Source organism: Pseudomonas linyingensis (assembly GCF_900109175.1).
Taxonomy (GTDB): domain Bacteria; phylum Pseudomonadota; class Gammaproteobacteria; order Pseudomonadales; family Pseudomonadaceae; genus Geopseudomonas; species Geopseudomonas linyingensis.
The window spans coordinates 98,649-112,190 of sequence record NZ_FNZE01000010.1 but is presented as its reverse complement, the minus strand read 5'-3'; the positions used below and the strand labels follow the sequence as shown (position 1 = coordinate 112,190).

At 65.5% G+C, this 13,542-nt stretch carries 13 protein-coding genes; 6 read left to right on the top strand and 7 right to left on the bottom strand.

The genetic code is table 11. The features are described from left to right. Positions 1 to 76: 76 nt before the first annotated feature. The 4 genes from puuE to BMZ19_RS13545 form a co-directional block, all read right to left on the bottom strand. Entirely contained in the window at positions 77 to 991 is a 915-nt protein-coding gene (gene puuE, locus BMZ19_RS13560) for an allantoinase PuuE (protein ID WP_090311734.1), read from the bottom strand. Next, positions 991 to 1,863: a GNAT family N-acetyltransferase gene (locus BMZ19_RS13555; RefSeq protein ID WP_090311732.1), complete on the bottom strand. Its 873-nt coding sequence runs from the start codon at positions 1,861 to 1,863 to the stop codon at positions 991 to 993. Before BMZ19_RS13555 ends, puuE begins: the two co-directional genes overlap by 1 nt. Positions 1,864 to 2,080: 217 nt before the next feature. Next, complete coding sequence (locus tag BMZ19_RS13550) at positions 2,081 to 3,136, bottom strand: metal-dependent hydrolase (RefSeq protein WP_090311730.1); 1,056 nt, start codon at positions 3,134 to 3,136, stop codon at positions 2,081 to 2,083. A gap of 3 nt (positions 3,137 to 3,139) precedes the next feature. Then, positions 3,140 to 3,823: a TetR/AcrR family transcriptional regulator gene (locus BMZ19_RS13545; protein WP_212633235.1), complete on the bottom strand. Its 684-nt coding sequence runs from the start codon at positions 3,821 to 3,823 to the stop codon at positions 3,140 to 3,142. Positions 3,824 to 4,082: 259 nt separating this feature from the next. Between BMZ19_RS13545 and BMZ19_RS13540 the strand changes: the two genes are divergently transcribed. Next, on the top strand, positions 4,083 to 4,562 hold the full coding sequence (locus BMZ19_RS13540) for a SixA phosphatase family protein (RefSeq protein ID WP_090311728.1): 480 nt from the start codon (positions 4,083 to 4,085) through the stop codon (positions 4,560 to 4,562). A gap of 3 nt (positions 4,563 to 4,565) precedes the next feature. On the opposite strand, the gene BMZ19_RS13535 is transcribed toward BMZ19_RS13540, so the two are convergent. The 3 genes from BMZ19_RS13535 to BMZ19_RS13525 all read right to left on the bottom strand — a co-directional run bounded on the left by BMZ19_RS13535 (position 4,566) and on the right by BMZ19_RS13525 (position 6,213). Next, positions 4,566 to 5,273: a succinate dehydrogenase iron-sulfur subunit gene (locus tag BMZ19_RS13535; protein ID WP_090311727.1), complete on the bottom strand. Its 708-nt coding sequence runs from the start codon at positions 5,271 to 5,273 to the stop codon at positions 4,566 to 4,568. Between the two features lie 81 nt (positions 5,274 to 5,354). Then, complete coding sequence (locus tag BMZ19_RS13530; RefSeq protein ID WP_090311725.1) at positions 5,355 to 5,774, bottom strand: hypothetical protein; 420 nt, start codon at positions 5,772 to 5,774, stop codon at positions 5,355 to 5,357. A 43-nt stretch (positions 5,775 to 5,817) separates the two neighbouring features. Next, positions 5,818 to 6,213: a DUF6306 domain-containing protein gene (locus tag BMZ19_RS13525; protein WP_090311724.1), complete on the bottom strand. Its 396-nt coding sequence runs from the start codon at positions 6,211 to 6,213 to the stop codon at positions 5,818 to 5,820. Positions 6,214 to 6,477: 264 nt separating this feature from the next. Between BMZ19_RS13525 and BMZ19_RS13520 the strand changes: the two genes are divergently transcribed. The 5 genes from BMZ19_RS13520 (at position 6,478) to cofH (ending at position 13,294) form a co-directional block, all read left to right on the top strand. Beyond that, positions 6,478 to 7,341, top strand: a complete 864-nt coding sequence (locus BMZ19_RS13520) for a LysR family transcriptional regulator (RefSeq protein WP_090311722.1) — start codon at positions 6,478 to 6,480, stop codon at positions 7,339 to 7,341. A gap of 528 nt (positions 7,342 to 7,869) precedes the next feature. Further along, positions 7,870 to 8,550, top strand: a complete 681-nt coding sequence (gene npdG / locus BMZ19_RS13515) for an NADPH-dependent F420 reductase (RefSeq protein WP_090311720.1) — start codon at positions 7,870 to 7,872, stop codon at positions 8,548 to 8,550. A gap of 3 nt (positions 8,551 to 8,553) precedes the next feature. Then, positions 8,554 to 9,321 carry a coenzyme F420-0:L-glutamate ligase gene (cofE, locus tag BMZ19_RS13510; protein WP_090311718.1) on the top strand — a complete coding sequence of 256 codons (768 nt, stop codon included), beginning with the start codon at positions 8,554 to 8,556 and terminating at the stop codon, positions 9,319 to 9,321. Continuing rightward, positions 9,318 to 10,280, top strand: coding sequence for a 2-phospho-L-lactate transferase (gene cofD, locus BMZ19_RS13505; RefSeq protein ID WP_090311716.1), 963 nt, complete (start codon positions 9,318 to 9,320; stop codon positions 10,278 to 10,280). The genes cofE and cofD overlap by 4 nt, the downstream gene beginning before the upstream one ends. After that, positions 10,277 to 13,294, top strand: coding sequence for a 5-amino-6-(D-ribitylamino)uracil--L-tyrosine 4-hydroxyphenyl transferase CofH (cofH, locus tag BMZ19_RS13500; protein ID WP_090311714.1), 3,018 nt, complete (start codon positions 10,277 to 10,279; stop codon positions 13,292 to 13,294). The genes cofD and cofH overlap by 4 nt, the downstream gene beginning before the upstream one ends. The last annotated feature ends 248 nt before the right edge of the window (positions 13,295 to 13,542 follow it).

The following is a 13,542-nucleotide window of genomic DNA, read 5'->3' as shown; positions in this document are numbered from 1 at the left end:
GCGCCGCGGTTCGTCACCATCGGGCCTTGCACAAAGCCCGTACCCCTCGGCAGGGACGCCGACGCGCCAGGCAGCTTCAGGAAGCAGGCTCTGCCTTGCCAACCGGATGCTCGACCAGCCAATGCCGCGCAATCTCCTCCCGCCGGCAGATCCACACCCGGTCGTGGTCCTGGATGTAGTCGAGAAAGCGCGCCAGGGCCATGGCGCGGGCGGGATGACCGCTGATGCGGCCATGCAGGCCGACGCTCATCATCTTCGGCTGCCGCTCGCCCTCCCGCCAGAGCAGGTCGAAGGCGTCCTTGAGCAGGCGGAAGAAGTCCTCGCCGCTGGCGAAGCCGTTGGGCAGCAGGTAGCGCGCGTCGTTGTTGACCAGGGTGTAGGGAATCACCAGCTGCGCCGGCGTGCCGGGCAGCCAGTACGGCAGGTCGTCGTTGTAGGCGTCGGAGCTGTAGAGGAAACCGCCGGTCTCCTGCAGCAGGCGCCGGGTGTGGTGGCTGACCCGCCCGGTGTACCAGCCAACCGGGCGCTGGCCGCAGATCCGTTCGATGGCCTCGATGGTCTGCCGGATATGGCGGCGCTCCTCGTCCTCGGCAATCTGGCGGTAGTCGAGCCAGCGATAGCCATGGCCGGCGACCTCGTGGCCGGCGGCGGCCAGCGCCTGGCCGATATCGGGGACGAGTTCCAGCGCCCGGCCGACGGCGAAGGCGGTCAGCGGCAGGCCGCGGGCGGCGAACAGCTCGAGGATGCGCCAGACGCCGGCGCGCGAGCCGTATTCGTACAGGCTCTCGACGCTCGGGTCGCGCTCGCCCGGGCGTGGCGGGCGCCCCGGCAGCTCGTGCAGGTAAGCCTCGGACTGGGCGTCGCCATTGAGGACGCAGGATTCGGCGCCCTCCTCGACGTTCAGAACGAACTGCACGGCGATGCGCGCCTCGCCCGGCCAGTGCGGGTGGGGTGGCCGGCCGGCGTAGCCGGTGAGGTCGCGCCCGGCCATCAGCCCAGCTCGAAGGTGGTGACGCCGAACACCCGCTCGTGCGCGAGCGCCGGTACCGGACCGAGGTACATGCGCGCGCAGCCGAACACCTCGACCATCCCGTGCTGGCGCACCAGGGCCATGGCGGCCGGGTTGTTCTCCGGCGCGTCGAGAAACAGCGGGCCGCCGGCGGCGAATGCCGCCAGCTGGACGTAGAGGGCTTCGGCGGCCCGGGCGTCGTCGGCGAACAGCGGGCCGATCTTGCAGCCGTCCTGGCAGCGACGCACGACGCCGTAGCCGCTCAGCCGGCCATCGCGCAGGCAGCCGAGGGCGAGCGCATCGGGCTGGGCGATCCAGCCCGCGAGGAAGGTCGGGCGCGGCGCGGGGAAGCAGGTGCGGTCGTAATCGAGCACGTGCTCGAACGGCACAGTGGCGAGCGGGACGATGGTTGCGTCACAGACCGCCGCCGCAGCCGGCTGCGGCGGGATGTCGGTGCGGAAACGCAGGTTGCGATGGGAGAACACAAAGCCGCCCTTGGCGTAGTAGTCCTGCATGGCGAATACGCCGTCCATGCCAATGCTCGCCCCCGGGCGCAGGCGGGCCAGCAGACGGTCGCGGCGGGCGTGCCACAGCGTATCGCCGAAGCCATGGCCGCGAAATTCAGGGCGCACGATGAAGAAGCCCATGAAGCCGAACTCGCCGCCGTAGCAGGTGATGGCGCCACCGCCGATCAGTTCGCCGTCCAGCTCGGCGGCGAGGAAGGCCTCGGGGTCGGAGGCCCAGAACACTTCGGCATCGTGCCGGCCGGGATTCCAGCCCTCCTCCGCCGCCCAGCCGACCAACAGGTCCAGCTCGGCGCGGGTCATCTGGCGTATCACAAGCTCATCGGACATCGTGCGGTTCTCCCTGGGTCCCAGTCCTACGCAAATTCGCAGGATAGATGTAGCACATGAGCACCCGCTGGGCGTCCACGCGGAAGCGAATGACAGGGCAATCGCATCTGCCGCTGCTGCCTTGGCCATATGGTGACACCGCTCACCGCAGCCGAGATCGTCGCGCCATGTTCCACGTTTCCCGCCTGCGACGGATTGGGCGGTCGGCACCGCTTGCTCAATCCACGGACTTCAGCCCTTGCCGCGAATCGACCGAGAAGTAGCGCAGGCGATACAACCGCCAGGGCAGCGTTTCGCCGCCGCGGCAGAAGCCGTAGCGAAAGGTGTCGGGCAGGGTCGGCAGGTCGTAGCGCAGGTCGGTGAACCAGATACAGGTTTCGCCGCCGCGGTCGATCCGCGACAGGGCCGGAAAGAGCGCGAAGCGGCGGTAGGACGCGAAGCGGGGGTCGTGCCAGCGCGCCTGCACCTGCGGCTGCAGGGCGGCATCCGCGCCGTAGCGATAACGCAGCTGCCAGACCAGCCGCTCCGGCGGCCGGTAGGCCCGGGCAAGCTCGCCCAGCGGCCACGGGATCGGCAGCGCTGCGGCGCCAGCGTCGAGCTTCAGATGGGCCTGGTGATAACGCTCGCCATCGACCACCAGCAGTTTCCAGTTGAAGGGCGACAGCGGCTGGGCCAGCGCCGCCACCCGCGTCGGCACGATGCCATTGGCCTGCGCCCACTGGCGCGCGATGTCGCTGGCGCGTAGCTGCTGCAGAGTCTGGCCGCCCGCATACAGCGCGAGCAGCGCGATGCCCGCGAGGGCGGGCCAGCGTTTGCGCAGCCGCAGGCTGGCGACCAGCGCGCCCAGGGCGATCAGCAGGAATACCGGGTCCACCAGGAACAGGCTGCCGATCCAGAACCGTTGCTGGCTGAGTGGATGGAAGAGCGCGGTGCCGTAGGCCGTCATCAGGTCGAGCACGATGTGCGAAGCGAGCCCGACGGCGGCGAAAGCGCAGGCCGGCAGAAAATCCGCCCTGCGCCTGGCCGCCAGCGCGAACGCGCCTCCGATCAGCGCGGCCCACAGCGGTAGCAGGATGAGCGAATGCGTCGGGCCCTGGTGCCACTCGGCGAGAAAGCGCAGCGGATCGACGAGGAAGCCGATGAAGTCGATATCGGGGAAGATCGCAGCGCTGCTGCAGACCGCCAGGCACTGCCGTGGCGTCAGCGCGGCGCAGCGCGCCGAGGTGGCTTGCGCCAGCGTGGCGCCCAGCAGCGCGTGGGCGAGCGCGTCCATCGCTTAGCCGCCGCTATCGGCCCCGTTGCCGGCTTTGCTGGTCGACGGCCCGGCCCGACTTGCCGGCGCTTTGACGCGGTCCATCCCCTCGAGCCAACCGGCCACCCACTCGGCCCGGGCGAGCAGCCGGTCGAGCAGGTTGCGGCTGCGGCTGGCGCCAAGGCTGTCGTCCCGCAGCCAGTAGGCGAAGGTGGTCAGGTAGATGGCGGTGAGCGCCGCTTCCTCGCATTCGCGCCGCCAGCCGGTTGCGGGCAGCAGGGCCACTTCGCGTATCCATTGCACCGTGCGGCTGACCCGCAGCACGCCCTGAACCTGGAGATGCAGATGCTCAGGGTGAAGCTTGTAGCGCAGCATCTCGGCGGCCAGCTGACGATGCGGGGCGAGCGCGCGCAACCAGCTGAAGATCGCGTGCTGCAGGCGTTCGCGAGGGCTGAGGAGGTGCCAGCCCGGCGCCTCCGGCGCTGCCAGCAAGGCAGCATCGGCACGCTCGAACCAGGCTTCGACGATCGCGTCCTTGCCTGCGAAGTGCCGGGCGATGTCGGCCAGGCTGATGCCCAGTCGCGCTGCAACGTCGTGGAGATGAAACCCGTCCCAGCCGCGCTCGGTACCGAGGGTCAGCGCGGTGTCGATGATCCGGCATCTGAGCTCGGCCTGGTCGAGGACGCCGGGGGCAGCCATTTCGCTCATCGCATGGTCTCCTCTACAAGGGTGCCGAATAGCCTCCTGGAAGCGTAGATGCGCTGGCGCCCGGCGGTGTGCCGCCCAGCGGAGCGCCACCCGACGGTGAGGCGGCTCGCCGCGCAGCTCGAACCGCTTTGGCACACTGACCATCACCGACAACAAGACCAATCGACATGGCAGTCATCCTGGCAGCCGCGTGCATCTGTTTGTAAGCAACTCAAGCTAGCCTGAAGGTGAAGCCAGCGTGCCAAACAGGGTGAGTGCCATGAAAGTGCTGTTCCTCGTTCGCCACGGCCAGTCGAGCTGGGACGACGTCAAGTCGGCCGACCGGGATCGTCCCTTGACGGACAAGGGCAAGAGAGATGCGACGAAGATGGGCAAGCGGCTGGCCGAGTCCGAAGTTGCGCTCGATATGATTGTTTCGAGTCCGGCGACCCGGGCGCTGGCGACCGCAGCGACCATCGCCCGGAAGCTCGATTTCAAGCGCAAGCACATCGTGCAGGATGAGCGGCTTTACGGCGGACAGGTGGATGACCTGCTGCAGCTCATCGAGGAAGTTGGCGGCAACCACAAGCGGGTGATGCTGGTCGGCCACAATCCGCTGTTGTCGGAGCTGGTACTGCGCCTTGCGGACAAGGACGTCAACCTGCCGACCTGTGCCGTGGCCGTGCTCAGGTTCGACACCAAGTCGTGGGCGAAAATCGGCAGGAACAAGCTCGAGAAGGTGGCGATCAAGTATTCGTGACGGCTAGGTGCCCTTACGCAACAGCTCCTGGCGAATCTTGCCGATGGCCCCCATGGGATTGAGTCCCTTGGGGCAGACCCACGAGCAGTTGCCGATGCTGCGGCAGCGAAACAGGCTGAAGGGGTCTTCCAGCCGTTCGAGCCGCTCCGCCGTGGCCCGATCCCGGCTGTCGGTGATGAAGCGCCAGGCCTGCAGCAAGCCGGCCGGACCGACGTACTTTTCCGGGTTCCACCACCAGGACGGGCATTGCGACGAGCAGCAACCGCAGAGGATGCACTCGTACAGCCCGTCGAGCCTGGCGCGTTCCTCGGGAGACTGCAGACGCTCGATGGGCGGCGCAGGCTCGTCGTTGATCAGCCAGGGCTTGATGCTCTGGTACTGCTGGAAGAACAGACTCTGGTCGACCACCAGGTCGCGGATGACCGGCATTCCAGGCAGGGGCCTGATGATCAGCGTGTTGCCCTTCCCCAGTACCTCGGCAACCGGTGTGATGCAGGCCAGGCGATTCTTGCCGTTGATGTTCATGCCATCCGAGCCGCAGACGCCCTCGCGGCAGGAGCGCCGGTAGACCAGCGTCGGGTCCGCTTCGTGCAGGAACTCCAGCGCATCCAGCACCATGCGTGAGCGGAACTCCTCGGGCAGGGACAGCGACTGCATCCTGGGCTTGCGATCCTGCTCCGGGTGATAGCGATAGACCTGAACCTCGATCATGCCCCGTCTCCTCCAGGCCTCTGGATGGAAATGGAGAGTCCCCTTCTGCGCAGAGGCGCCTTCGGGAACTCTCCAGCCTGCTCAGCAGCGACCGTCGGCAGCCCCCGCAGGCGCGGCGCACAGCCCGCTGGCCGGGGCCTGCCCCGAGTCGCTGCGCGCATACAGCCTCCCGCCGCGCTGGTCGACCTGCTCGCCAACGGCGAACTGGCGATTGGGCGAGCGCACCACCTTCGTTTCGCCGTCGGTGCCGCGCACAGTGTAGGCGTTCTCGCTGAGGCCGGCGCCTTCCTGCACGCCCCAGCCGGCCAGCCAGCCGATGCCGGCGCCGACCAGCGCCCCCAGCGGTCCGCCCACTGCGCCGATCATCACGCCGGTCACCGCGCCGGCCGCTTTGCCGGCGGTGTTGTCATGGGTGGTCGACAGCACTTCGTCGGCCTGCACGCTCGCGGCAACCAGCAGGCTCACGCTCACCAGCAGAGCGCTCAAGGTTGAATGTTTCATGATGGGTCCTCCTCAAACAAATACATGTAACGAGCGCCGCCAGTCAGGCTGGCGTAGCCACGCTGTTCTCTTCGTGGATGCGCAGCACCGTTTCCAGCTCCCCGCGCACCGTGGGGTCCGCGCAGTCCGGCAGCGTTTCCTGCAGCTTGCGGATCACCCAGCGCTGGCCACGGTCGATGAACGCCATGCGTTCATGCAGATCGGCGATGGCCATCGCCCTGGCGTAGAACTCGCCGGTCTGCCGGTTCGGCTGCAAGCCCAGGTGCTGCATGCAGGTGAGCAGTCGCCGACAGCTCTCGCCTTCGCCGGCGAGGATCTGTTCCAGCATCGGCCGCAAGGTCGGATCCTGGCATTCCCGCAGGCTCGCCGAAGCCACCTGGACACCGGCACGCTCGGCGCTGAGCAGGGTTTGCAGTAGTTCATCGAGCGGTACGGACATGGTTCGAACTCCTGTAGGGACGGGACCTTGTTCAGCATCCCAGAGCACCTTGCGTTGCAATGGCGGTGTGGACAGCACCAGTGTCTCGCTCGGCAATGCCGCTGACTAACGAATATTAATGCTCACTACAATCAATTATTTTGCACTTAAGCTGAATGGCGGCGACGATACCAGGACCCTGCCGCGTCCCCGGAACCGAATCTGCCGCCCGCAGGAAAGCCAGCGCCCCCACTACACCGAGCCACTTTCGCCGGAAGTCACCGCATGGATATCGAACTCGCCCGTACCTTTATCGAAATCGCCCGCTGCGGCAGCTTCGTGGCCGCCGCCGAGCGCCTCTGCGTCACCCAGACGGCGATCACCGCGCGGGTGCAGAACCTGGAAGCCCAGCTCAACAGCAAGCTGTTCGTGCGCAACCGCGCCGGCGCCAAGCTCACCGCCAACGGCACGGCCTTCATCGCCTATGCCAACCAGCTGGTGCAGACATGGGAGGCCGCCCAGCGCGACCTGCCCCTGCCCGAGGGCTACCGCGAGCTGCTCCACGTCGGCGGCGAGGTCAGTCTGAGCAATCCGCTGCTGCTGCAATGGGTGGGCCGCCTGCGCGAGCACTTCCCCCAGCACGCCATCCGCGCCGAAATCGCCGCCGCCGGCCAACTGCTGGAGCAGCTCGAACAGGGCCGCCTGCACGCCGCACTGCTCCACAGCCCGGCCTACTGGCCCGGCCTGCAGGTCGAGCCGCTGCTGGAGGAGCGTCTGATCCTGGTCCGCGCGGTGAATACCCCGGAGCCCTACGTGTACATCGACTGGAGCGAAGACTTCCGCCGCCGCCATGACGCCGCGCTGCCGCAGCACGCCGGCGCGGCGCTCAGCTTCAATCTCGGTCCGCTGGCCCTGCAATACCTGCTCGAGCACGGCGGCTCGGGCTACTTTCGTAGTCGGGTGGTGCAGACCTACCTGGAGCGCGGTCTGCTCGAACGGGTAGCCAAGGCCCCGGAGTTCAGCCACCCGATCTATCTGGTCTACGCCCGCGAGCGCGACTCGCAAGAGCTGCAGAAGGCCTGCGAACTGCTGCGCAAGGAGGTGAGTCAGGAGCGGGACTGGTCGCAGCGCTGGGACCCGCTGATCTAGGCTGCTGTGTCTACAGCTTTGACCAGCGCCTGCAAGGCCTCGGCGTCGTCGACGCGGATCCGCCGGTGCGGCGCCTGCTCCTCGCCCCACATGGCACGCAGAACTGGAGCGCTGGCCCGAGGCTAAAGCCCTCGGCGGCGCGTTTTACGCAAGCAGTTTCGCCTTCAGTCGCTGTTCGTGTTCGCCAGTTCGAACACCGCCTATGAAGGCAGCAACGGGATCCAGCGCCACATCACTCCAGAATGAACACCGGAGATGCCTTACTGATACTGCTCGATGTACTCCGCGGCCAGGCTGCCCGATCCTGAGAACCGTGGCCCACCGCCATTCGGCCATCTCTCGGCAGCAAATAACCCGGCTGGGGCATCCAGCCAGGCTACCGGGGTCGATTAGCTAGTCCATTCAAAGTATGCCCCCCCAAAAGCAACTGGCTAGTCTGAACTGCCTAGTCCGAAAGCCGTGCAATCGCCGGGTCGCTGCAATCCCTTACCAGAACCGGGCCGTAGCAAATTCAACGAGGAATCGACCATGCAGGAACAACAGCCAACTTCTATCGGGGTCATCGGCGGTACTGGAAATCTCGGCGCCGCACTGGCGACTCGACTCGCCAAGGCTGGGCATGCCGTGATGATCGGCTCCCGGGATGCCGAGCGTGCACATGCGGTCGCGCAAGAGCTGTCCACCAACCTCTCTAAGGCCATCAGTGGCGCCAGCAATGACCAAGTCGCCGAGCAGGCAGACCTGATCATCGTCAGCGTTCCCTTCGCCAGTCAGCAGAGCACCTTGAGTGCCCTGGCCGACAAGCTGAAGAACAAGATCGTCGTTGATACCTGCGTACCGCTGATGCCACCAAAGGTGATGCGCGTGCAACTGCCGGCCGAAGGCTCCGCCGCACTGCGGGCTCAGGCTGTGCTGGACGAAAGCACCCGCGTGGTTTCCGCGTTTCACAATGTCGCTGCGCACAAACTGGCTACCGACGACCAGGTCGAGTGCGATGTCCTTGTCTTCAGCGACGACAAGGACGCGCGAGCCACTGTGGTCGGCCTGGCCAACGATATCGGCCTGCGAGGCCTGCATGGTGGCGCATTGGCCAACTCGGCAGCTGCCGAGGCCTTGACCTCCATTCTGATTTTCATGAACAAGACCTACAAAGTAGACGGCGCCGGCATCCGCATCACAGGTCACTTCGACCTGTCGTCTCAGGGTTAACCGATGAGGCCGCCCCTGATTTTTTGTGCCCCGGCGGATATTCCGGAAATCAATCCAGGGGACGATCTGGCACAGATCATCTGGAAAAGCTGCCAGCGCAATGCCATCGGGCTGAACCCGGGCACGGTGATCGTCATCGCCCAGAAGGTGGTCTCCAAGTCCGAGGGCCGCTATGTCGACCTCAACCTTATCCGCCCCTCGACGCAGGCCCTGGAGCTGGCGGATATCACCGGAAAAGACCCTCGACTGGTAGAAGCGATCCTCTCCGAGTCGACGGAGGTCGTTCGCGCCGTGCGGAGCGTGCTGATCGTCAGGCACCGTCTGGGCCTGGTCATGGCCAACGCCGGCATCGATCACTCCAACGTTCCCAGGGTTACCCGTCAGGAACGGGTGCTCCTGCTGCCGGAAGATCCAGACCTGAGTGCTGCTCGCCTGCGCGACCGCCTGGAGCAGCTCAGCGGGGTAGCTCCGGGGGTGGTCATCACCGACAGTTTCGGACGCCCCTGGCGCCACGGCGTAACCAATGTGGCCATCGGTTGCGCCGGTATTGCCTCGCTGGTTGATCGACGCGGAGAACGAGACCGCAATGGCAACGTGCTGGAGATCACTCAAGTCGCTAATGCCGATGCCATTGCCGCTGGTGCAGCCCTGCAGATGGGTGAAGGAGCCGAAGGGCTTCCCGTCGTGGTCATTCAGGGGCTGCCAAATCACGCCCCGGTCAGGGACTGCAAGGCCCTGATCAGGCCATTGAGCGAGGATCTGTTCAAATGACCAAGGGAACCATTGTGGCACTGACCGGCGGTGTCGGCGGAGCGAAACTGGCGGCGGGCCTGGCTCGCCAGATACCTGCCAGCAGGCTCAAGCTGATCGTCAACACCGGTGACGACTTCGAGCACCTCGGACTGCAGATATCACCCGATATCGATACCTTGGTCTACACCCTCGCCAATCTGGTCAGCCAGGAAAACGGCTGGGGCCGCGCCGACGAAACCTGGAACTTCATGCAGGCGCTCGGCGAACTAGGCGGCGAGACATGGTTCCGGCTCGGCGATGCCGACCTGGCGATGCACATCGAACGCACCCAGCGCTTGATGGCTGGCGAGCCGCTCAGCCAGGTCACCGCCGCGCTGGCGCGAAAACTCGGCGTCGCCAGCGCCATCCTGCCGATGACCGACCAGTGGGTCCGCACCCGCGTTGCAACCGATGAAGGCACGCTGGATTTTCAGGACTACTTCGTCAGAAAGGCCTGCAAACCCACAGTCACAGCCATTCGCTTTGAAGGTGCCGATGGCGCCCAACCCTCCGCAGGCGTCATCCAGGCCCTGGAAGATCCCGATCTGCAGGCGATCATCATCTGCCCTTCCAATCCCTATTTGAGCATCGACCCACTGCTCTCGATTACGGACCTGCGCCAACGCATCGCAACGGCCGCCGTTCCCGTCATCGCCGTGTCGCCGATCATCGCTGGCGCCGCCGTCAAAGGCCCTACTGCGAAGATCATGAAAGAGCTGGGCATTGCCCAGTGCAGTCTAGAAATCGCGCAACATTATCAGGGACTGATCGACGGCATCGTCCTGGACCACGCGGATCGTCATCTGGCGGAGCAGTTGGCCATCCCGGCGCTGGTCACCAATACCCTCATGCGCTGCGAGCAGGATCGCGAACGCCTGGCTGCAGAGTGCATCGCCTTCGCCGAGCAATTGCACTGTCGCGTAAAGGCCGACACATGAACTGCTGGGCGCTGCTGGCCGTGAAGCATCCCAGCCAGGGCAAGCAACGCCTCGCCGCCGCCCTGTCGTCCCGGCAGCGCCACCTGCTGGTCAAGACCATGCTCCACCACATGCTCGAGGTCCTGCACGGGAGCCGCTACCTGCGCGGTATCGCCATCGTCACAGCTGACGCACAGGCCCTCGGGCTCATGGCATCGGATCGGCTGCGCCTGTTCGATGACCCAGGTGGCGGACTCAACGCGGCACTGACCTTTGCCGCCCGGCAACTGGAACGCGACGGCGCCGATGAACTGCTTGTGCTGCACGCCGACATGCCGCTGGTGAGCGCCACGGAGATCGACCAGTTCATCGCCCACGGACGCCAGGAGGGCCTCCTGCTGGCCAGCGATGCACGCCGCGTCGGCAGCAACGCTCTCTACCTTCCCCTACCCGTCGACTTCGCCTTCCACTTCGGCACCAACAGCCTCGAGCTGCACCTCAACGAAGCCAAGCGCAAGAACCTGTTCATCTCGGTGAAAAACCTTCCGGGTCTGACCCTCGATATCGACGAGCCGGCCGATCTGGATCTGCTGCCCGACGGGCTCTTGTTTGAAGAATTCCGGAGAAAGAAAGCCATGACCTCATCCAAGAACCCCCTTTTCTCCGAATTGCTGGAGGGCGGGACGCTCAGTGATCGCCAGGCCCTGGCGCTTGCAGAGCAGGACGCCACATCCGAGCTGTTCGAAACCGCGCGGGTACTGACGCTGCGTGGTCACGGGCGGCGTATCAGCTACTCGCGCAAGGTATTCATTCCGCTCACGCGGCTGTGCCGTAACACCTGCGGCTACTGCACCTTCGCCGCATCCCCCGGACGCGTTCCGGCCCCCTACCTGACCGCGGATGAAGTGCTCGAGATCGCCCGCAAGGGCGCCGAGGCTGGCTGCCAGGAAGCGCTATTCACGCTGGGAGAAAAACCCGAGCTGCGCTACGCCGCTGCCCGCGAGGCACTGGCCGAGATGGGTTATCGCTCGACTCTGGAATATGTCGCCGCGATGGCCGAGCGGGTGTTCAAGGAAACGGGGCTGCTGCCGCACATCAATCCGGGCAACATGGACGCCGAAGAAGTCCGCATGCTCAAGCCCTTTGCAGCGTCGATGGGGATCATGCTCGAATCGGTCAGCGCACGTCTTTGCGAGCGTGGCGGCCCACACTTCAACTGCCCGGACAAGCACCCGGAAGTACGCATGCAAACGCTGCGCAACGCCGGTGAAGCGCAAGTGGCGATGACCACGGGCATCCTGATTGGCATTGGCGAGACCCGCAAGGAGCGCGTCGAGTCGTTACTGGCCTTGCGCGATCTGCACGCCCGCTACGGCCATCTGCAGGAAATCATCATCCAGAACTTCCGGGCCAAGCCGAACACCCCCATGGCCAAGAAGCCCGAACCGGACCTCGAGGACCATGGCTGGACTATCGCCATGGCTCGGCTGATCTTTGGCCCGCAGATGTCCATTCAGGCCCCCCCCAACCTGCGTCCCGGTGAGCTGGAAGCCCTGATAGACGCCGGCATCAACGACTGGGGGGGCATTTCCCCCGTCACACCCGACCACGTCAATCCAGAAGCAGCCTGGCCACATATTTCCTTCCTGGCGAAGCAGACCAGGCAGTGCGGTCGCAACCTGATCGAGCGCCTGGCGCTTACCCCGGCATTCACCCAGTCCACCGCGCGCTGGACCGGCAAGGAGATGGCACGGGCCATACTGAATCGCGTCGACGCCAGCGGCTTCGCACGCAGCGACAAGTGGCGCGCCGGAACCAGCCTGGTACCGGACGAAGACCTCACCCGCCTCCTCCGCTCGGGGCCGGGAACACGGGCCTCGCTCGACGTACAACGCATTCTCGACAAGGTACAAGCAAAGCTCGACCTCGACGAGGCCGAGATCGTCGAGCTGTTTTCCGTCGACGACAACGATTTTGCCGCGATCACCGCTGCCGCTGACCGACTGCGCCGCGAGGTCGTCGGCGACGACGTGACCTTCGTGCAGAACAGCAACATCAACTACACCAACATTTGTCAGTTCAGGTGTGGCTTCTGCGCCTTCGCCAAGAGCCAGGGCGCGTCCAGCCTGCGCGGACCGGCGTATCAGCTGGATCCGTCCCAGGTCGCCGCGCGGGCCATCGAGGCTTGGCAGCGCGGCGCGAGCGAAGTCTGCATGCAGGGGGGGATTCATCCCCAATACACCGGGCAGAGTTATCTGGCATTCGTGCGGGCCGTCAAGGAAGCGGTTCCGCAGATGCACGTCCATGCGTTCTCCCCTCTGGAGGTCATCCACGGCGCCACCACCTTGGGGCTGACCCTGGACGATTATGTCAGGCAACTGCGCGACGCCGGGTTGAACACCCTGCCAGGTACGGCTGCCGAAATTCTCGACGACGAAGTCCGTGCCATCATCTGTCCGGACAAGCTCGATACCGAAGCATGGCTTCAAGTCATGCGTACGGCACACGCGGCAGGAATCAAGTCCACCGCCACGATGATGTTTGGCCATGTCGAAAAACCCGTGCACTGGGCCAGGCACCTGATGCGCATACGCGACCTGCAAAAGGAGACCGGCGGATTCACCGAGTTCGTGCCCCTACCCTTCGTACACATGGAGTCCCCGCTCTGGCACAAGGGGCTCGCCCGCTCGGGCCCCACCCTCCGCGAGTCGATTCTGGTTCACGCCGTCAGCCGACTGGTATTGCATGGCCATATCCGCAACATTCAGACCTCCTGGGTCAAAATGGGCCGGGAGGGCGCCGCACTCTGCCTGCAAGCCGGGGCCAACGACCTGGGAGGCATACTGATGTACGAGTCGATCACCCGGGCCGCCGGCGGCGCCAACGGACAACTGATGGCAGCCAGTGAGATGTCCGCCATTGCCGATAGCTCAGGACGTCCTTTGCAGCTGCGCAATACCCTGTACCAGCCCATTGCGCCCGGCGCCCAGCGGCATCCCTCTACTCCGGTGCTGCTGGCCAAGTCTGCCGGCTAGTCGAAATGGGCCGCCCTCCCTCGATGTAGCCATCGAGCCGATCCCCCTGGCAAGCGACTGCTACTCAGCGCCCGCCAGGGTGGGCACGCAACCGCTGCGCCGATGGTTGCGTCGCTCATCCACCCTCCCCGCACAACCGCCGCCACTACCCACACCACGGACCGCGCTCTTCGCGGCAAGGCCCGCTCGGCGCACCTGCGCAGGGACGCGTGAGGGAAGCATGCCGTATCTGCATCCGCAGATGGTCA